General features: G+C 61.6%; 17 protein-coding genes. 10 read left to right on the top strand and 7 right to left on the bottom strand.

Annotation, left to right across the window (positions count from 1 at the left end):
• Positions 1–128 precede the first annotated feature (128 nt).
• The 3 genes from J1G34_RS20515 to J1G34_RS20505 form a co-directional block, all read right to left on the bottom strand.
• A complete protein-coding gene (locus J1G34_RS20515; protein ID WP_065885925.1) occupies positions 129–503 on the bottom strand; it encodes a DNA polymerase III subunit chi in 375 nt (124 codons plus the stop codon).
• Positions 504–510: 7 nt separating this feature from the next.
• Positions 511–939: a DNA polymerase III subunit chi gene (locus tag J1G34_RS20510; protein WP_065894843.1), complete on the bottom strand. Its 429-nt coding sequence runs from the start codon at positions 937–939 to the stop codon at positions 511–513.
• Between the two features lie 145 nt (positions 940–1,084).
• Positions 1,085–2,572 carry a leucyl aminopeptidase gene (locus tag J1G34_RS20505; RefSeq protein WP_222994556.1) on the bottom strand — a complete coding sequence of 496 codons (1,488 nt, stop codon included), beginning with the start codon at positions 2,570–2,572 and terminating at the stop codon, positions 1,085–1,087.
• A gap of 285 nt (positions 2,573–2,857) precedes the next feature.
• Between J1G34_RS20505 and lptF the strand changes: the two genes are divergently transcribed.
• The 10 genes from lptF (at position 2,858) to tadA (ending at position 13,288) form a co-directional block, all read left to right on the top strand.
• Complete coding sequence (gene lptF / locus J1G34_RS20500; protein ID WP_065894845.1) at positions 2,858–3,976, top strand: LPS export ABC transporter permease LptF; 1,119 nt, start codon at positions 2,858–2,860, stop codon at positions 3,974–3,976.
• The gene (lptG, locus tag J1G34_RS20495; RefSeq protein WP_065894846.1) at positions 3,969–5,048 is read left to right on the top strand and encodes an LPS export ABC transporter permease LptG; all 1,080 of its coding nucleotides are present in this window, start codon (positions 3,969–3,971) and stop codon (positions 5,046–5,048) included. The genes lptF and lptG overlap by 8 nt, the downstream gene beginning before the upstream one ends.
• A gap of 154 nt (positions 5,049–5,202) precedes the next feature.
• The gene (gene lepA, locus J1G34_RS20490; RefSeq protein ID WP_003210439.1) at positions 5,203–7,002 is read left to right on the top strand and encodes a translation elongation factor 4; all 1,800 of its coding nucleotides are present in this window, start codon (positions 5,203–5,205) and stop codon (positions 7,000–7,002) included.
• 5 nt (positions 7,003–7,007) lie between these two features.
• Positions 7,008–7,862 (top strand): signal peptidase I, encoded by an 855-nt coding sequence (gene lepB / locus J1G34_RS20485; protein WP_065894847.1) that lies wholly within the window; start codon positions 7,008–7,010, stop codon positions 7,860–7,862.
• Positions 7,863–8,006: 144 nt separating this feature from the next.
• On the top strand, positions 8,007–8,696 hold the full coding sequence (rnc, locus tag J1G34_RS20480; RefSeq protein ID WP_003188856.1) for a ribonuclease III: 690 nt from the start codon (positions 8,007–8,009) through the stop codon (positions 8,694–8,696).
• Positions 8,689–9,591, top strand: coding sequence for a GTPase Era (era, locus tag J1G34_RS20475; protein WP_043204836.1), 903 nt, complete (start codon positions 8,689–8,691; stop codon positions 9,589–9,591). The genes rnc and era overlap by 8 nt, the downstream gene beginning before the upstream one ends.
• 143 nt (positions 9,592–9,734) lie before the next feature.
• Positions 9,735–10,424 carry a DNA repair protein RecO gene (gene recO, locus J1G34_RS20470; RefSeq protein ID WP_065897493.1) on the top strand — a complete coding sequence of 230 codons (690 nt, stop codon included), beginning with the start codon at positions 9,735–9,737 and terminating at the stop codon, positions 10,422–10,424.
• A 51-nt stretch (positions 10,425–10,475) separates the two neighbouring features.
• A complete protein-coding gene (gene pdxJ, locus J1G34_RS20465) occupies positions 10,476–11,219 on the top strand; it encodes a pyridoxine 5'-phosphate synthase (RefSeq protein WP_065885932.1) in 744 nt (247 codons plus the stop codon).
• 192 nt (positions 11,220–11,411) lie between these two features.
• Positions 11,412–12,794, top strand: coding sequence for a multicopper oxidase family protein (locus J1G34_RS20460; RefSeq protein WP_065885933.1), 1,383 nt, complete (start codon positions 11,412–11,414; stop codon positions 12,792–12,794).
• Positions 12,794–13,288, top strand: coding sequence for a tRNA adenosine(34) deaminase TadA (gene tadA, locus J1G34_RS20455; protein ID WP_065885934.1), 495 nt, complete (start codon positions 12,794–12,796; stop codon positions 13,286–13,288). Before J1G34_RS20460 ends, tadA begins: the two co-directional genes overlap by 1 nt.
• Before the next feature lie 142 nt (positions 13,289–13,430).
• Here the strand turns inward: tadA and cmoB are convergent, their stop codons facing one another.
• The 4 genes from cmoB to lon form a co-directional block, all read right to left on the bottom strand.
• The gene (gene cmoB, locus J1G34_RS20450; RefSeq protein ID WP_222994555.1) at positions 13,431–14,387 is read right to left on the bottom strand and encodes a tRNA 5-methoxyuridine(34)/uridine 5-oxyacetic acid(34) synthase CmoB; all 957 of its coding nucleotides are present in this window, start codon (positions 14,385–14,387) and stop codon (positions 13,431–13,433) included.
• Positions 14,384–15,127: a carboxy-S-adenosyl-L-methionine synthase CmoA gene (cmoA, locus tag J1G34_RS20445; protein WP_065897503.1), complete on the bottom strand. Its 744-nt coding sequence runs from the start codon at positions 15,125–15,127 to the stop codon at positions 14,384–14,386. Before cmoA ends, cmoB begins: the two co-directional genes overlap by 4 nt.
• Before the next feature lie 138 nt (positions 15,128–15,265).
• Positions 15,266–15,655, bottom strand: coding sequence for a protease inhibitor I42 family protein (locus J1G34_RS20440; protein ID WP_065897505.1), 390 nt, complete (start codon positions 15,653–15,655; stop codon positions 15,266–15,268).
• A 637-nt stretch (positions 15,656–16,292) separates the two neighbouring features.
• Positions 16,293–18,710, bottom strand: coding sequence for an endopeptidase La (gene lon / locus J1G34_RS20435; RefSeq protein ID WP_065894853.1), 2,418 nt, complete (start codon positions 18,708–18,710; stop codon positions 16,293–16,295).
• Positions 18,711–18,827 lie beyond the last annotated feature (117 nt).

Raw genomic sequence — 18,827 nt, 5'->3', positions numbered from 1 at the left:
GGCTCCACAGCTACAACAACTACCTGTCGCCAATAGCCATGGAGCAAAAAGCGGCATAAACACCGTAATCGGTGTCCGGGATTACTTGACCAGTTCAAGCCCCCTCCCACAGGGGATCTCGGTGTGGCTTAAGACTGGTACTGGCTCAGCAGCCGTTCCATCCGCGCATCCATTCGCCGTTTGATCTCGGCTTCAATATGCGGCGAAAAATCATCGATCACATCCTGCATGATCAATTGCGCGGCGGCGCGCAGTTCGTTGTCCAGGTGCAGCAGCAGGGCGTCGGGGGCTTTTTCGGCAGCGGGGGCGGGCTCGGTAATGGCTGGCTCCGGCGCAGCAGACTTGTTGCCGACCATGTCGAACAACAGCGGAATCTGTATCTCGCCATCGGCCGTTTCGGTCAACAGCGGCGGTTGCAAGCCATCATCACCCAGCAGCTGGCGGATCGACTCGAGGTCGTCCAGCAGGTGGTCGTCTTTTTTCAGCGGATTGGGCGTGTCCATCATGTGCTCAAAGTCGTTGTAGCCGGTGGTCCTGCAGAGGATAGCCCTGTTCGCGGTAGAAACGGAAACTCTCCCGCGCGGCCTGACGAATAGCCGGGTCTTCCACCACCACTTCCGCCACACGGGCGAAGGCCTTGGCAAAGGCCGGTACTTTAAGGTCAAGGTTGACCAGCAGGTCATGGTGGTCGCCGCAACTGTCGCCCAAACCCAGTACTACCACGCCGTCAGGTTCCGATTCGGCGGGGCCGTGGGGTACGAAGCTTTCGCCCTTGAAGCGCCACAGGCGGGCATCGAGGTCCTCGCGTTGGGCGGCATCGCTGCAATGCAGGTAAATGCGATGGCCCATGCGCCAGGCCTTTTCGGTGAGCTTGCAGGCAAAGTCCAGGCGCGCGGATGGGTCGGCGCTGGGCAATATATAGAAGTCGACTTGGGTCATTGCGGTTCCTGGTGCTGGCCCGCCAGTCCTGTAGGAGCGAGCTCGCTCGCGAAAAACCAGAGGACACCGCGTTCATCCGGGATGGGCGCGTTATCGTTGGCGATCTTCGCGAGCAAGCTCGCTCCTACAGAAGGGCCGGTGGCGCTTAGGCTTTGGCGCGATCGAGCAGGTACTGGGTCAGCAGCGGTACTGGACGACCAGTGGCGCCCTTGTCCTTGCCGCTGGCCCATGCGGTGCCGGCGATGTCCAGGTGCGCCCAGTTGAAGTTCTTGGTGAACCGCGACAAGAAGCAGGCGGCGGTGATGGTGCCGGCTTTCGGGCCGCCGATGTTGGCGATGTCGGCGAACGGGCTGTCCAGTTGCTCCTGGTACTCATCGAACAGCGGCAGCTGCCAGGCGCGGTCGTCGGCAGCCTTGCCGGCGCTGAGCAGTTGCTCGATCAGCTCGTCGTTGTTGCCCAGCAGGCCCGAGGTGTGGGCGCCCAGGGCAACCACGCAGGCGCCGGTCAGGGTGGCGATGTCGATCACCGCCTGCGGCTTGAAGCGTTCGGCGTAGGTCAGCGCGTCGCACAGCACCAGGCGGCCTTCGGCGTCGGTGTTGAGGATTTCCACGGTCTGGCCGCTCATGGTCGTGACGATATCGCCTGGGCGGGCAGCACCGCCGCTCGGCATGTTCTCGGCGCAGGCCAGGATGCACACCAGGTTGATCGGCAGCTTGAGTTCCAGCACGGCACGCAGGGTGCCGAACACGCTGGCGGCGCCGCCCATGTCGTACTTCATCTCGTCCATGCCGGCGCCCGGCTTGAGGCTGATGCCGCCGGTGTCGAAGGTGATGCCTTTGCCCACCAGGGCGTAAGGCTTCTCGGACTTCTTGCCGCCGTTGTATTGCATCACGATCAGGCGAGGCGGCTGGTCGCTGCCCTGGCCTACGGCATAGAACGAGCCCATGCCCAGTTCCTTGATCTTCTTCTCGTCCAGCACCTCAACCTTGAGGCCCTTGAACTCCTTGCCCAGCGCCTTGGCCTGTTCGCCCAGGTAGGTGGGGTGGCAGATGTTCGGCGGCAGGTTGCCCAGGTCACGGGTGAACGACATGCCCTTGGCGATCGCAGTGGCGTGGGTCACGGCGCGCTCGACTTCAGCCTGTGCGGCCTTGATGGTCAGCAGGGTGATTTTCTTCAGGGCACGGGGGTCGGCTTTCTGGCTCTTGAACTGGTCGAAGACGTAGCCACCGTCCACCAGGCTTTCGGCCAGCAGGCGGGTCTTGCCGTAGCTGTCACGGCCCTTGATGACGATTTCGTCGAGTGCCAGTGCCGCGTCGCTGCCGCCCAGGCCTTTAAGCGTGGTGAGGATGGCGCTGACGATCTTGCGAAACGGACGGTCGCCCAGTTCGGCGTCACTGCCCACGCCCACCAGCAACACGCGCTCGGCCTTGAGGTTCGGCAGGCTGTGCAGCAGCAGGCTCTGGCCGACTTTGCCGGCCAGGTCGCCGCGCTTGAGCACGGCGCTGATGGCGCCGCCGCTCAGTTCATCCAGTTGCTTGGCGGCAACGCCGAGTGTGCGGCCTTCGCCGACAGCGACCACGAGGGTGGCGGTTTTCAACGTTTCGGGGCTAACGCTTTTTACAACCAATTCCATTTTCGGGTCCCTTATAAAGGTCGGTGAGCCTGGCGTTTTTACCCAGGCTTTAAAAGCGCGGCAGCCTTGTAAGCCGCCAGCGACAAAGGCCGCAGTTTGAACCTCGCAGGCGAAGCCTGACAACCCTCGAAGCACGCTTTGTGCATGCGCATGAGGTTGCGCAGTGACAGGCGCGGTCAATCACAGGATAATGCGCCATCTTTTTAGCCGACCCGTGATAAACGGGTCGACTCGGTATGCTTGCTTGTTTGGCCGCCTTAGCCTGACAACCCTGGAGTGTCTGGTTTGATCGTCTTCCGTTATCTATCCCGCGAAGTCCTGTTGACCCTGAGTGCCGTGAGTGCGGTATTGCTGGTCATCATCATGAGTGGTCGTTTCGTCAAATTCCTTGCGCAGGCTGCCTCCGGCGCCCTGGATCCGGGCTCGCTGTTCCTGATCATGGGCTTTCGCCTGCCTGGCTTTTTGCAACTGATCCTGCCGCTCGGCCTGTTCCTTGGCATTCTGCTGGCATATGGCCGGCTTTATCTCGAAAGCGAGATGACCGTGCTGTCCGCCACCGGTATGAGCCAGCAGCGTCTGCTGGCGATGACCATGGTGCCGGCCGCCGGCGTTGCCCTGGTAGTGGCCTGGTTGAGCCTGAGCCTCGCGCCTCAAGGTGCGATGCAGTTCCAGCTGCTGCTGAACAAGCAGGACGCGATGACCGAGTTCGACACCCTCGAACCCGGGCGTTTCCAGGCACTCAACGACGGCACGCGCGTGACCTACACCGAAGAAATGACCGAAGACCGTTCCAACCTGAGCGGCGTGTTCATTTCCCAGAAAAACCTCGGCAAGGACCAGAAAGACCGTGGCATCTCGATCCTGGTGGCCGACGGCGGCCGCCAGGAAGTGCGCCCCGACGGCAGCCGCTACCTGATCCTGGACAACGGCTATCGCTACGATGGCAGCCCGGGCCTGGCCGATTACCGCGTGATCAAATACGACACCTACGGCGTGATGCTGCCCAAGCCCGATATCAGCGACGAAGTCACCGACCGCGACGCGCTGCCCACCGCCTCGCTGTTCGGCAGCCAGGAACTGCGCTCCATCGCCGAGCTGCAATGGCGCCTGTCCCTGCCGCTGCTGGTGTTTATCGTGACCTTGATGGCGGTGCCGCTGTCGCGCGTCAACCCGCGCCAGGGCCGATTCCTCAAGCTGCTGCCGGCGATCCTTTTGTACATGGCTTACCTGACCATCCTGATTTCCGCCCGTGGCTCCCTGGAAAAGGGCAAGTTGCCGCCCGCCCTGGGCTTGTGGTGGGTGCACGGGATTTTCCTGGTGATCGGCCTGGGGCTGCTCTACTGGGAGCCTATCCGTTTGAAAATGAAGAGCCGTCGTGGCCTGAAGGAGTTGGCTCGTGGCTAAGCTCGATCGCTACATTGGTAGCAGCGTACTGATCGCCATCCTGGCGGTATTGGGCATCATCCTGGGCCTGGCCTCGCTGTTCGCCTTCATCGATGAAGTGGGCAACGTTACCGATACCTATACCGTCATGGACGTACTGAGCTTCGTGGCGCTGACCGCGCCGCGTCGGCTCTACGACATGATGCCGATGGCCGGCCTGATCGGCTGCCTGATCGGCCTGGGCACCCTGGCCAGCAACAGCGAATTGACCATCATGCGCGCGGCGGGCGTGTCCATCGGGCGTATCGTCTGGGCGGTCATGAAGCCGATGCTGCTGCTGATGGCGTGCAGCGTGCTGATCGGCGAATACGTCGCGCCACCGTCCGAAGCCACTGCCCAGGCCAATCGCGCCCTGGCCCAGGGTTCGGGCGATGCGCAGAGTGCCAAGCACGGCCTGTGGCACCGCCAGGGCGATCAGTTCATCCACATCAACGCCGTGCAGCCCGGCGGCTTGTTGATCGGGGTCACACGCTACACGTTTGACAAAGAGCGGCACATGCTCAGCTCCAGCTTCGCCAAGCGCGCGCAATACGATGGCGCGCAATGGCAACTGAGTGAGGTCACCACCACGCTGTTCCATAATGTGGGCCAGGGGTTCAATGCCAGCACCGAAGTGGTCAATGAACCCACCCAGACATGGGATATCGCGCTGAAGCCGGAGCTGCTCAATACGGTGATCATGGTTCCGGAAACCCTGCCGATCTCGGGTCTCTGGAGTTATATCCACTACCTCAAGGACCAGGGCCTGAACAATGGCCGCTACTGGCTGGCGTTCTGGGTCAAGGTATTGCAACCGGTGGTCACGGCGGCGCTGGTGCTGATGGCGATCTCCTTTATCTTCGGCCCGTTGCGTTCGGTGACCCTCGGCCAGCGGGTATTCACCGGGGTGCTGGTGGGCTTCACGTTCCGCATCGCCCAGGACTTGCTGGGGCCGTCGAGCCTGGTATTCGGGTTTTCGCCGTTATTCGCGGTGCTGGTACCGACGTTTATCTGCGCCGTGGCCGGGTTCTGGTTGCTGCGTCGAGCCGGCTGATTGCGAGCAAGCTCGCTCCTGCAACATTGGGCCCCGTGGAAACGGGGCTTTTTTGTGTTCGTCAGCAAAGATGACGTCTGGCCCGAGCATCAGGTACAATTCCCGGCTATTTTTCAGCGGGCAATCTGCCTGCAGCCTTTTTGAGTGTTGATCCGTGAGTGATTTGAGTCATATCCGCAATTTCTCCATCATCGCCCACATTGACCATGGTAAGTCGACGCTGGCCGATCGATTCATCCAGATGTGCGGCGGCCTTGCCGAGCGTGAAATGGAAGCCCAGGTCCTGGACTCCATGGACCTCGAACGCGAGCGCGGGATCACCATCAAGGCCCACAGCGTTACCCTGTACTACACCGCCAAAGACGGTATCAAGTACCAGCTCAACTTCATTGACACCCCGGGCCACGTCGACTTCACCTATGAAGTCAGCCGTTCCCTGGCCGCTTGCGAAGGCGCGCTGCTGGTGGTGGACGCGGGGCAGGGCGTTGAAGCCCAGTCCGTGGCCAACTGCTACACCGCCATCGAGCAGGGCCTGGAAGTGATGCCGGTGCTGAACAAGATCGACCTGCCACAGGCCGATCCGGACCGCGTCAAGGAAGAAATCGAAAAAATCATCGGCATTGACGCCACCGACGCCGTCGAGTGCAGCGCCAAGACCGGCCTGGGCGTCGATGAAGTGCTCGAGCGCCTGGTCAAGACCATCCCTGCGCCGACCGGCAACTACGAAGATCCGCTGCAAGCGTTGATCATCGACTCCTGGTTCGACAACTACCTGGGCGTTGTCTCCCTGGTGCGCGTGCGCCATGGCCGCGTGAAGAAGGGCGACAAGATCCTGGTCAAGTCCACCGGCAAGATCCACCTGGTGGACAGCGTCGGCGTGTTCAACCCCAAGCATACCGCCACCACTGATCTGAAAGCCGGCGAAGTAGGCTTCATCATCGCCGGTATCAAGGACATCCACGGTGCGCCGGTCGGTGACACTCTGACCCTGAGCTCCACGCCGGATGTCGACGTGCTGCCAGGCTTCAAGCGCATTCAGCCGCAGGTCTATGCCGGCCTGTTCCCGGTCAGCTCCGACGACTTCGAAGACTTCCGCGAAGCCCTGCAAAAGCTGACCCTCAACGACTCGTCGTTGCAGTACACCCCGGAAAGCTCCGACGCCCTGGGCTTCGGTTTCCGTTGCGGGTTCCTCGGCATGCTCCACATGGAGATCATCCAGGAGCGCCTGGAGCGCGAATACGACCTGGACCTGATCACCACCGCGCCAACGGTTATTTTCGAGCTGGCGCTGAAAACCGGTGAAACGATTTACGTCGACAACCCCTCCAAGCTTCCAGACCTGTCTTCCATCGAAGACATGCGTGAGCCGATCGTGCGCGCCAATATCCTGGTGCCGCAGGAGCACCTGGGCAACGTCATCACCCTGTGTATCGAAAAGCGTGGCGTGCAGCACGACATGCTGTTCCTCGGTACCCAGGTGCAAGTGACCTACGATTTGCCGATGAACGAAGTGGTCCTGGACTTCTTCGACCGTCTCAAATCCACCAGTCGCGGCTATGCTTCGCTGGACTACCATTTCGACCGTTACCAGTCGGCTAATCTGGTGAAGCTGGATGTATTGATCAACGGCGACAAGGTTGATGCCCTGGCATTGATCGTGCACAAGGACAATGCGCACTACAAAGGTCGCCAGTTGACCGAGAAGATGAAAGAACTGATTCCGCGTCAGATGTTCGACGTTGCGATCCAGGCCGCCATTGGCGGGCAGATCATTGCGCGGACCTCCGTCAAGGCACTCAGAAAGAACGTACTGGCCAAATGCTACGGTGGCGACGTCAGCCGTAAGCGCAAGCTGCTTGAGAAGCAAAAGGCCGGTAAAAAACGCATGAAGCAAGTGGGCAATGTGGAAATTCCACAAGAAGCCTTCCTTGCGGTGCTCAGGTTGGATAGTTAGGTCCTATGTCGCTAAATTTCCCGCTGTTGCTGGTCATCGCCGTTGCCGTCTGTGGTTTCCTGGCGTTGCTCGATCTGGTGTTCTTCGCCCCGCGTCGGCGGGCGGCTATCGCGTCCTATCAGGGCAGCGTCAGCCAGCCCGATGCCGTGGTGGTCGAGAAGCTGAACAAAGAGCCTTTGCTGGTTGAATACGGCAAATCGTTCTTCCCGGTATTGTTCATCGTGCTGGTGCTGCGTTCGTTCCTGGTGGAGCCGTTTCAGATCCCTTCGGGGTCGATGAAACCTACCCTGGACGTGGGCGACTTCATTCTGGTGAACAAGTTTTCCTACGGGATTCGCTTGCCGGTGATCGACAAGAAGGTGATTGAAGTCGGTGACCCGCAGCGCGGTGATGTGATGGTGTTCCGCTACCCGAGCGACCCGAACGTCAACTACATCAAGCGTGTGGTCGGCCTGCCGGGCGACGTGATCCGCTACACCAGCGACAAGCGCCTGTTCATCAACGGTGAGTCGGTGGCCGAAAAACTGTTGGGCGCCGAGCCGAACACGTTGGGCAGCGCCGAGCTGTACCAGGAAAAACTCGGTGCGGTAGAGCACCAGATCCGCAAGGAAATGAGCCGCTACCGCGCGATGCCCGATGGCCAGTGGAAAGTGCCTGCCGGGCACTACTTCATGATGGGCGACAACCGCGACAACTCCAACGACAGTCGCTACTGGGATGACCCCACTATTCCCAAGGACCTGCTGGGCATGGTGCCCGACGAGAATATCGTCGGCAAAGCCTTCGCGGTCTGGATGAGCTGGCCGGAACCCAAGCTCAGCCACCTGCCGAACTTCTCGCGGGTCGGGCTGATCAAGTAATACAGGCGGCGCTGTGATCACAGCGCCGAATGCTTTTCTGGGGCTTGGACATTTTCCGATGCCCGGTACCCATCAGGATGTGAATTTGAACACTGCGTCAATCGTCGATGGCCGCCGGTGCCACCAACTAGATATGGATAAACCGTGACCGTTTCTCTGAGTCGTCTCGAGCGCCAGCTCGGCTACACCTTCAAGGACCAGGAATTGATGGTCCTTGCCCTCACACACCGCAGCTTTGCAGGGCGCAATAACGAGCGCCTGGAATTCCTCGGTGACGCCATCCTCAATTTCGCCGCCGGTGAGGCGCTGTTCGAGCGTTTCCCGCAAGCGCGCGAAGGCCAACTTTCGCGCCTGCGCGCCCGTCTTGTGAAAGGCGAGACCCTGGCCGTGCTGGCTCGCGGTTTCGGCCTGGGCGAGTACCTGCGCCTCGGTTCCGGTGAGTTGAAAAGCGGCGGTTTCCGGCGCGAGTCGATCCTGGCTGATGCCCTGGAAGCCTTGATCGGTGCGATCTACCTCGATGCAGGGATGGAAACGGCCAAGGAGCGCGTGGTCGCCTGGCTGGCTTCGGAAATCGAAAGCCTGACGCTGGTCGACACCAACAAGGACCCCAAGACCCGCCTGCAGGAATACCTGCAGTCGCGCGGTTGCGAACTGCCACGCTACGAAGTGGTGGATATCCAGGGTGAGCCGCATTGCCGCGTGTTCTTCGTGGAATGTGAAATCACCTTACTGAATGAAAAAAGCCGAGGTCAGGGTGTGAGCCGTCGTATTGCCGAACAGGTAGCGGCCGCTGCAGCACTGATTGCCCTGGGCGTGGAGAATGGCCATGACTGATTCAACCGCAACACGCTGTGGCTATGTTGCCATTGTCGGCCGCCCCAACGTGGGCAAGTCCACGCTGCTCAACCACATCCTCGGCCAGAAGCTCGCGATCACCTCGCGCAAGCCGCAGACCACCCGCCACAACATGCTGGGCATCAAGACTGAAGGCACCGTGCAAGCGGTCTACGTCGACACCCCCGGCATGCACAAGGGCGGTGAAAAGGCGCTTAACCGCTACATGAACAAGACCGCTTCGGCGGCGTTGAAAGACGTCGACGTGGTGATTTTCGTGGTCGACCGCACCAAGTGGACCGACGAAGACCAGATGGTTCTGGAGCGCGTGCAGTACGTCACCGGCCCGTTGATCGTCGCGCTGAACAAGACCGACCGTATCGAAGACAAAGCCGAACTGATGCCGCACCTGACCTGGCTGCAGGAACAACTGCCGAATGCCCAGATCATGCCGATCTCGGCGCAGCACGGCCACAACCTCGAAGCCCTGGAGCGCGTGATTGCCGGCTACCTGCCGGAGAACGAGCACTTCTTCCCGGAAGACCAGATCACCGACCGCAGCAGCCGCTTCCTTGCTGCGGAACTGGTGCGCGAGAAAATCATGCGCCAGATGGGCGCCGAGCTGCCGTACCAGATCACCGTTGAAATCGAAGAGTTCAAGCAGCAGGGCAAAACCCTGCACATCCATGCGCTGATCCTGGTTGAGCGTGACGGCCAGAAAAAAATCATCATTGGCGACAAGGGCGAGCGCATCAAGCGCATCGGCACCGAGGCGCGCAAGGACATGGAATTGCTGTTCGATTCCAAGATCATGCTTAACCTGTGGGTGAAGGTTAAGGGTGGCTGGTCCGATGATGAGCGCGCGTTGCGCTCCCTGGGCTACGGCGACCTGTAAGACACCGCAGGGCTAAAAAATGTGGGAGGGGGCTTGCCCCCGATAGCGGTGGGTCAGTTAATGGATAAGTGACTGACACACTGCCATCGGGGGGCAAGCCCCCTCCCACATTCGGTTGATGTTGTTTTCAAGATCGAGAACCCATGTCCCAATCCCCACCTCCCAGCCAGCTCGCCTATGTGCTGCACAGCCGCGCCTACCGTGAGACCAGCGCCCTGGTGGACTTCCTTACGCCCCAGGGCCGTCTGCGCGCGGTTCTGCGCAGCGCGCGGGGCAAGGCCGGTACGCTGGCGCGGCCGTTCGTGGCCCTGGACGTGGAGTTTCGCGGCAAGGGCGAGCTGAAGAATGTCGGCCGCCTGGAAAGCGTCGGCACGTCCGCCTGGCTCAATGGCGATGCGCTGTTCAGCGGTCTCTACCTCAATGAGCTGCTGATCCGCCTGCTGCCCGCCGAAGACCCGCATCCGGCCGTCTTCGATCACTACGCCGCCACCTTGCTCGCCCTCGCCGAAGGCCGTCCCCTGGAACCGCTGCTGCGGGCCTTTGAATGGCGCCTGCTGGATGACCTGGGCTACGGCTTTGAATTGCACAACGACCTGCACGGTGACCCTGTCGCCGCCGACGGGCTGTATCGCCTGCAAGTGGATGCAGGCCTTGAGCGCGTGTACCTGCTGCAACCCGGCCTGTTCCAGGGCTCCGAGTTGCTGGCCATGAGCGAAGCGGACTGGACCGCCCCCGGCGCCTTGTCCGCCGCCAAGCGCCTGATGCGCCAGGCCCTGGCCGTGCACCTGGGCGGACGGCCGCTGGTCAGTCGCGAGTTGTTTCGAAAGCCCTGACATCCCCGTGTATGCTGTGCACCGATTCTTTCCCTTTTCAGGAGCGCTTCCGTGACCACCAGCAATCGCATTCTTCTTGGCGTCAATATCGACCACGTCGCCACCCTGCGCCAGGCCCGGGGCACTCGTTACCCTGATCCGGTCAAGGCCGCGCTGGACGCCGAAGAAGCGGGCGCCGACGGCATCACCGTGCACCTGCGCGAAGACCGCCGCCATATCCAGGAGCGCGACGTGCTGCTGCTCAAGGACGTGCTGCAGACCCGCATGAATTTCGAAATGGGCGTCACCGAAGAAATGATGCAGTTCGCCGAGCGCATCCGCCCGGCGCACATTTGCCTGGTGCCGGAAACCCGCCAGGAACTGACCACCGAAGGCGGCCTCGACGTGGCCGGCCAGGAAGCACGGATCAAGGCTGCCGTGGAGCGCCTGTCGAAGATCGGCAGCGAAGTGTCGCTGTTCATCGACGCCGACGAGCGTCAGATCCAGGCCTCACGCCGCGTCGGTGCCCCGGCCATCGAACTGCACACCGGCCGCTACGCCGATGCCACCACGCCGACCGAAGTGGCTGAAGAGCTGCAACGCATCATCGATGGCGTGAACTGTGGGCTTGGCGAAGGCCTGATCGTCAACGCCGGCCATGGCCTGCACTACCACAACGTCGAAGCCGTGGCGGCGATCAAGGGCATCAACGAACTGAACATCGGCCATGCGCTGGTCGCCCATGCGCTGTTCGTCGGTTTCAAAGGCGCCGTGGCCGAAATGAAGGCCCTGATCCTGGCGGCCGCCAAACACTAAAAACACTGCAGATCCAATGTGGGAGGGGGCCTGCCCCCGATAGCAGTGTGTCAGTCAGCCTATTCTTACCTGATACACCGCGATCGGGGGCAAGCCCCCTCCCACATGCGAACCCTTACTGTTTAGCGCTCGCAGGTGTATCGTATCCGCCCTTTGCAGGCCCTGTGCCTGCGGCAGATACGTGAGGTTGTTGTGTCCCGATCCTTTTCCCGTCGACAAATCCTGGGTGGTCTTGCAGGCCTGGCCGTAGTGGGCGTCGGTGCCGGTGGCGGCTACCGCTACTGGCTGGGGAAGGTCGCCGAGTCCGAGGCGGGGCACGATTACGAGTTGATCGCCGCGCCCCTGGACGTGGAATTGGTGCCGGGCCACACCACCCAGGCCTGGGCGTTCGGCCCTTCGGCGCCCGGCACCGAGTTGCGCGTACGCCAGGGCGAGTGGCTGCGGGTGCGTTTTATCAACCACCTGCCGGTCGCCACCACCATCCACTGGCATGGCATCCGCCTGCCGCTGGAGATGGACGGCGTGCCCTACGTCTCGCAATTGCCGGTGCTGCCAGGGGAGTATTTCGACTACAAGTTCCGTGTGCCCGACGCTGGCAGCTACTGGTATCACCCGCACGTCAACAGCAGCGAAGAACTCGGCCGGGGCCTGGTCGGACCGCTGATCATCGAGGAGCGCGAGCCCACCGGTTTCAAACACGAACGCACCCTCAGCCTGAAAAGCTGGCACGTGGACGAAGAGGGCGCCTTTGTCGCCTTCAGCATTCCCCGTGAGGCGGCGCGTGGCGGCACGGCGGGGCGTTTATCCACCATCAATGGCGTGTCCCAGGCCGTGATCGACTTGCCGGCCGGGCAGATCACCCGGGTGCGCCTGCTCAATCTCGACAACACCCTGACGTATCGCATCAACATTCCGGATGTCGACGCGCAGATCTACGCGCTGGACGGCAACCCCATCGAGCCGCGCCCGCTGGGCAAGGAATACTGGCTGGGCCCTGGCATGCGTATCTGCCTGGCGATCAAGGCGCCGCCCGCCGGCGAAGAGCTGTCGATCCGCAATGGCCCGGTGCGCCTGGGCACGTTCCGTTCAGTGGCCAACACCGACGCGCCCACCGAGTGGCCCCCGGCGCTGCCGGCCAACCCGGTTGCCGAACCGGACCTGGCCAATGCCGAGAAACTCAACTTCAATTTCGAATGGGTCGGCTCGGTGTCGGTCAACGTCGACAACGGCAAGCCGCCGAGCCTGTGGCAGATCAACGGCCAGGCCTGGGACATCACCGACAAGACCTGCGCCGACCGCCCCATTGCCAAGCTTGTGAAGGGCAAGAGCTACATTTTCGAATTGAAGAACATGACCCAGTACCAGCACCCGATCCACCTGCACGGCATGAGCTTCAAGGTCATTGCGTCGAACCGCCACAAGGTCATCCCGTATTTCACCGACACCTACCTCTTGGGCAAGAACGAACGTGCCCGCGTAGCCCTGGTGGCGGATAACCCGGGGGTGTGGATGTTCCACTGCCATGTGATCGACCATATGGAAACCGGCCTGATGGCCGCCATCGAGGTGGCGTGATGCGCCAGGTTCGCCCCGCGATCATCGACCGCAGCCGCGACCAGGACTTCATGCGCGAAGCCCTGGCACTCGCCGCCCAGGGCGCGGCGCTGGGTGAAGTGCCGGTGGGCGCGGTGCTGGTGCAGGACGGTGAGATCATCGGCCGCGGTTTCAACTGCCCGATCAGCGGCAATGACCCCAGTGCCCATGCCGAGATGGTCGCGATCCGCGCGGCCGCCCACGCCGTCAGCAATTACCGCCTGCCGGGCAGTACCCTCTATGTGACGTTGGAACCGTGCAGCATGTGCGCCGGGTTGATCGTGCATTCGCGAATTGCACGGGTGGTCTATGGCGCACTCGAGCCCAAGGCCGGGATCGTGCAGAGCCAGGGGCAGTTTTTTACCCAGGGCTTTCTCAACCATCGGGTACTGTTTGAAGGCGGGGTGCTGGCCGAGGAGTGCGGCACAGTGTTGAGTGAATTCTTCAAGGCTCGGCGGGCCAAGCCCCCACTCTAAAGAACACTGAGGATAAAAGTGTGGGAGGGGGCTTGCCCCCGATAGCAGAGTGTCAGTCACCACATCCATGGCTGATACACCGCTATCGGGGGCAAGCCCCCTCCCACATTTGGATCTCCATATATTCAGTGATAACTCACCGTTATTTCCTGGCGATGATCACCGCCCGCATCGGCGCCGGCAGCCCTTCAATGGTCTTGCTGTGATCTTCGGGATCGAGGAAGTCACTGAGCGACTGGTACTTCATCCACGCCGTCCCGCGTTGTTCCTCGACCGTGGTCACGCTCACGTCCACGCAGCGCACATCGCTGAATCCGGCGCGGCGCAGCCACAGCATCAGCGCCGGAACCGACGGCAGGAACCACACGTTACGCATCTGCGCATAGCGGTCTTCCGGCACCAGCACTTGCTGCTGATCGCCGTCCACCACCAGGGTTTCCAGCACCAGCTCACCGCCTTTGACCAGCGTGTCTTTCAGCGCCAGCAAGTGTTCGATCGGCGAACGACGGTGGTAGAACACGCCCATGGAAAACACCGTGTCGAAGCCTTCAAGGTTCGCCGGCAGGTCTTCGAACGGGAACGGCAGGTGCCAGGCCCTGGGTTCGGACAGGTAACGCTGCACCGCCTGGAACTGGCAGAAGAACAGCCAGTTGGGGTCCACGCCAATCACGCTGTCGGCGCCGGCGCCGAGCATGCGCCACATGTAATAGCCATTGCCGCAACCCACATCGAGGATGCGCTTGCCCTTCAAGTCCAGATGCGGCGCCACTCGGGACCATTTCCAGTCCGAGCGCCATTCGGTGTCCACATGCACGCCGAACAGGTGGAACGGGCCTTTGCGCCAAGGGCTCAGCCCCATGAGCGCCGTGTGCATCTGTGCGCGAGTCTCGTCGTCGCAATCCGTGTCCAGCACCAGGCCGTTCAACAGGTCCACTTCACTCGGCTGGATATTCGGCAGTGCGTCCAAAGCACTCTGCCAGCGCTCCAGGTCGCCGTGGCCTTTTTCCATCTTGCTATCGAGCTGCGCTTGCAGGCCCTGGGCCCATACGGCCAGGGGAGTACCGACCAGATGGCGGGCGAGGGGAGACAAATCAATCATGGCAAGGCAATCAACGAGGCAAAGTTAAGACACTGGAACCACGGCACGACTTTCGAGAACCCGGCCGCCAGCAGGCGTTCGCGGTGTTCTTCGAGGCTGTCGGGCTTCATGACGTTTTCGATGGCGCTGCGCTTCTGGGCGATTTCCAGTTCGCTGTAGCCGTTGGCGCGCTTGAACGCGATATGCAGGTCGGTCAGCAACCCATGCTCCTGGGCATCATTGAAGCGCAGCTTTTCCGAGAGGATCAGTGCGCCGCCCGGCAGCAGCGACTGACGGATACGCCCGAGCAATGCCAGCCGCTCATCGGGGGCGATGAATTGCAGGGTGAAGTTCAGCGCCACCACCGAGGCCGGTTGGAAGTGCAGGGCAAGGATATCGCCCTCGATCACGTCCACCGGCAGTAACTCCTGGAACATTGAGTCCTGGCCATTGAGGTATTGGCGGCAGCGTTCGACCATTGCCGTCGAGTTATCCACCGCGATTACCCGGCAACCCTCGGTGCGCACATGGCGGCGCAGGGCCTGGGTGACCGCACCCAGGGACGAGCCCAGGTCATACAGCACGCTGTTCGGCTGGGCGAACTGGGCGGCGAGCACACCGAGGTTCTCGACGATGGTCGGGTAACCGGGCACCGAGCGCTTGATCATGTCCGGGAACACCCGCACCACGTCCTCGTTAAAGGCGAAGTCCGGCACCTGGGGCAGGGGCTGGGCGAATAGGCGATCGGGTTCTTTGCTCACGGTTGTTCCGGCGACGAAGGGGGAAAGGCCGGCATTTTAGCGTAGGAGCTGGCTTGCCTGCGATGGTCGTCAACGATTACGCAGACATTCTGGATGAACGCGGTGCCGGAATCAGCACGTCACCAAAGCCTTGGCCCATCAGTTCACCGTGATGGCGCAGTCGAACGTTTCCACAGGCTCGGCTTCCGGCTCCCACGGTTGCTGGGAGGTCAGGCGCAGACGGCCCTGGCCGGCGGCGAACGCCTGGAAGCGCCAGGTCGACTGGCCGCCACCGCCGATCACGCCGGATTCGCTGCTGCTGTAGACCTCGGGGCTCAATGCGCGCAGTACACCGCCGGCGGAGTCCTGGATGGCCCAGCGATAGCCGGTGGTGGGATTGCTGGGCAGGGTGAGGATCAGGGTTTGGTTAGGTTTAAGCTGGAGCGGGCAGGCGCTCTGATCTTCCACGGTGACGTTTTGCTTCGGCGCACTGGCGCACGCGGCCAGCAGTGCAAGGCTCAAGGGGAGAAGCAGGCGGGCGGCGGTCATGGGGGCTCCGTTTATACACGACGAAGGGCGAGCATAACCGAAGATGGGGCACGTTGTGACAGAAGGGGGTGGGTTGGCAGGTCTGGCCTCATCGGGGCCCCTCCCACACTTGACCGAGTACATCCATTGGAATGCGGTCAAGTGTGGGAGGGGGCTTGCCCCCGATGGCGGCCTCAGGGCCGACCAGGATGTTGGATCAGACCGAGTACATATCCGTTTCTGCGGTAACGGCTGCTAATGGTTCCGCTTTTACAGCGGCTCACTTTTGAAAAGCGCAAAAGTAAGCAAAACGCTCTTGCCCCACCACTCGGCACCTCGCCTAGGCTCGGTGTGCCCGAACGCAGGCTTGAATCCGTGGGCCGCCGCAATGGGCCATCCATGGCCCAGTGCGGCTAACCCGGCGTCCTGCCGGGTTGCCCACGGATTCAAGCCTGCGTTCGGCCAGCGTGGTTTAACGGGGCGCCTAAGATCAAGATCAAGAGCGACTCGCTTCGCATCGTGGTTACGTTTGGGCGCTGCAGTATGCTTTATCGGGAGTAAGCCCCTCCCACACTTGACCGAGAACATCCATTGGAATGCGGTCAAGTGTGGGAGGGGGCTTGCCCCCGATGAGGCCAGCTCAGGCACTGCATAACTGTCAGAAGAGCACCTTCGCCACATCCGCAAAGCGCTTGGCAAAGTGCACGGTCATGCCTTCCTTCAGGTACTCCGGCAACTCTTCAAAGCTGCCACGGTTGGGCTCCGGCAGGATCAGCTCGTGAATCTTCTGGCGCCGCGCCGCGATGACTTTCTCACGTACTCCGCCAATCGGCAGCACATGCCCGGTCAGGGTGAGTTCGCCGGTCATGGCTACGCCTTTCTTTGGCGGCTGGTTGCGTGCCAGTGACAGCAACGCGCTGGCCATGGTCACACCGGCGCTCGGGCCGTCTTTGGGCGTGGCACCTTCCGGCACGTGCAGGTGGACGAAGGCTTCGTCGAAGAACTTCGGGTCACCGCCAAACGACTTCAGGTTCGAGCTGATGAAGCTGTAGGCGATTTCTGCGGACTCCTTCATCACTTCACCCAACTGCCCGGTGAGTTTGAAGCCGCGATTGAGCGTGTGGATGCGCGTCGCTTCGATCGGCAAGGTAGCGCCGCCCATGCTGGTCCAGGCCAGGCCGGTAATCACGCCGGTGCCGGACAGCACTTGTTCATTGCGAAATACCGGCATGCCCAGGGAGTTTTCCAGGTCCTTGTTGCCGATCTTGATCACCGAGTTCGGCTCATCCAGCAGCTTGACCACCGCCTTGCGCACCAGTTTGCCCAGTTGCTTTTCCAACTGGCGCACACCGGCTTCCCGCGCATAGCCGTCGATCAGCGCACGCAAGGCGCCGTCGCTGATGCTCAGGCTGTTTTTCGAGACGCCGGCTTTTTCCAGTTGCTTGGGCCACAGGTGGCGCTTGGCGATGGCGACTTTTTCTTCGGTGATATAGCCCGACAGGCGAATCACTTCCATACGGTCGAGCAGCGGGCCGGGAATCGAGTCCAGGGTGTTGGCGGTGCACACGAACAGTACCTTGGACAGGTCCAGGCGCAGGTCCAGGTAGTGGTCGAGGAATTCGACGTTCTGTTCCGGGTCGAGGGTTTCCAGCAGTGCCGACGCCGGGTCGCCCTGGAAGCTCTGGCCCATCTTGTCGATCTCGTCGAGCATGATCACCGGGTTCATCACCTCCACGTCCTTGAGCGCCTGCACCAGCTTGCCGGGCAGGGCGCCGATGTAGGTGCGGCGATGGCCCTTGATCTCGGCCTCATCACGCATGCCGCCGACACTGAAGCGGTAGAACGGCCGGCCCAGGGATTCGGCGATGGATTTACCCACGCTGGTCTTGCCCACGCCCGGCGGGCCCACCAGCAGCACGATGGAACCGGCGACTTCGCCTTTATAGGCACCCACCGCGAGAAATTCGAGGATGCGACTCTTGATGTCGTCCAGACCCGCATGATGCTTGTCCAGCACCTTGCGCGCGTGTTTCAGGTCGAGTTTGTCTTCGCCATACACGCCCCAGGGTACCGAGGTGGCCCAGTCCAGGTAATTGCGCGTCACTGCGTATTCCGGCGAACCGGTCTCGAGGATCGACAGCTTGTTGAGTTCTTCGTCGATGCGTTTTTTCGCCTGGGCCGGCAGCACCTTGCCTTCCAGGCGCTGCTCGAACTGTTCGACGTCGGCGCTGCGGTCGTCCTTGGTCAGGCCCAGCTCTTGCTGGATGACCTTGAGCTGTTCCTTGAGGAAGAACTCGCGCTGGTGCTCGCCGATCTTGCGGTTCACTTCGGCGGACAGCTCTTTCTGCAGGCGCGCGACTTCGACCTCTTTGCGCAGCATCGGCAGCACTTTCTCCATGCGCTTGAGCATGGGCACGCAATCGAGCACTTCCTGCAACTCGTTACCGGTGGCCGAGGTCAGCGCGGCGGCGAAGTCGGTGAGCGGCGACGGGTCGTTGGGGCTGAAGCGGTTGAGGTAGTTCTTCAACTCTTCGCTGTACAGCGGGTTGAGCGGCAGCAGTTCCTTGATCGCATTGATCAGCGCCATGCCGTAGGCCTTGACCTCGTCGGTCGGCTCGCTCGGCTGGTGCGGGTATTCCACTTCCACCAGGTACGGCGGGCGGTGATGCTTGAGCCAGGTCTTGATGCGCACGCGGGTCAGGCCCTGGGCCACGAATTGCAGTTTGCCGTTCTCGCGGCTGGCGTGGTGCACCTTGACCAGCGTGCCGTACAGCGGCAGCGCCGAGGTGTCGAAGTGGCGCGGGTCTTCGGGCGGTGTGTCCATGAAAAACAGGGCGAGGGAGTGGTGGTCGGATTTGCTCACCAGTTCCAGGGTTTCGGCCCAGGGCTCTTCGTTGACGATCACCGGCAACACTTGCGCCGGGAAAAACGGCCGGTTGTGGATCGGGATGATGTAGACCTTGTCCGGCAGGTTCTGCCCGGGCAGGGCCAGGCCGGTGTTGGACGAGGATTCAGCGTTTTCTGGGTCGGCGTAGTCGTTCAGGTCGTAATCAGGGATGTCTTGCTGGTCGCTCATGGGGCACCTGCATCAGGAAGTATGGTGCTTAGATGGGGCAGGGCAGTGGTGGTTTCAATGGTGGGGGTGAGATAGCAACATATTGCATGAAATTTTTAGAACGACGCTGGAGTCGTG

Origin of the sequence: Pseudomonas sp. Wu6 (assembly GCF_019891515.1) — a bacterium.
Classification (GTDB): Bacteria; Pseudomonadota; Gammaproteobacteria; order Pseudomonadales; family Pseudomonadaceae; genus Aquipseudomonas; species Aquipseudomonas orientalis_A.
This window is presented reverse-complemented; position numbering and strand designations above follow the sequence as displayed.

Coding starts and splice junctions, on each gene's coding strand:
- J1G34_RS20505 (WP_222994556.1), bottom strand. CDS start 2,572: ATGGAATTGGTTGTAAAAAGCGTTAGCCCCGAAACGTTGAAAACCGCC.
- J1G34_RS20515 (WP_065885925.1), bottom strand. CDS start 503: ATGGACACGCCCAATCCGCTGAAAAAAGACGACCACCTGCTGGACGAC.
- J1G34_RS20510 (WP_065894843.1), bottom strand. CDS start 939: ATGACCCAAGTCGACTTCTATATATTGCCCAGCGCCGACCCATCCGCG.
- lon (WP_065894853.1), bottom strand. CDS start 18,710: ATGAGCGACCAGCAAGACATCCCTGATTACGACCTGAACGACTACGCC.
- lepB (WP_065894847.1), top strand. CDS start 7,008: ATGTCGCTAAATTTCCCGCTGTTGCTGGTCATCGCCGTTGCCGTCTGT.
- era (WP_043204836.1), top strand. CDS start 8,689: ATGACTGATTCAACCGCAACACGCTGTGGCTATGTTGCCATTGTCGGC.
- J1G34_RS20440 (WP_065897505.1), bottom strand. CDS start 15,655: ATGACCGCCGCCCGCCTGCTTCTCCCCTTGAGCCTTGCACTGCTGGCC.
- tadA (WP_065885934.1), top strand. CDS start 12,794: ATGCGCCAGGTTCGCCCCGCGATCATCGACCGCAGCCGCGACCAGGAC.
- cmoB (WP_222994555.1), bottom strand. CDS start 14,387: ATGATTGATTTGTCTCCCCTCGCCCGCCATCTGGTCGGTACTCCCCTG.
- recO (WP_065897493.1), top strand. CDS start 9,735: ATGTCCCAATCCCCACCTCCCAGCCAGCTCGCCTATGTGCTGCACAGC.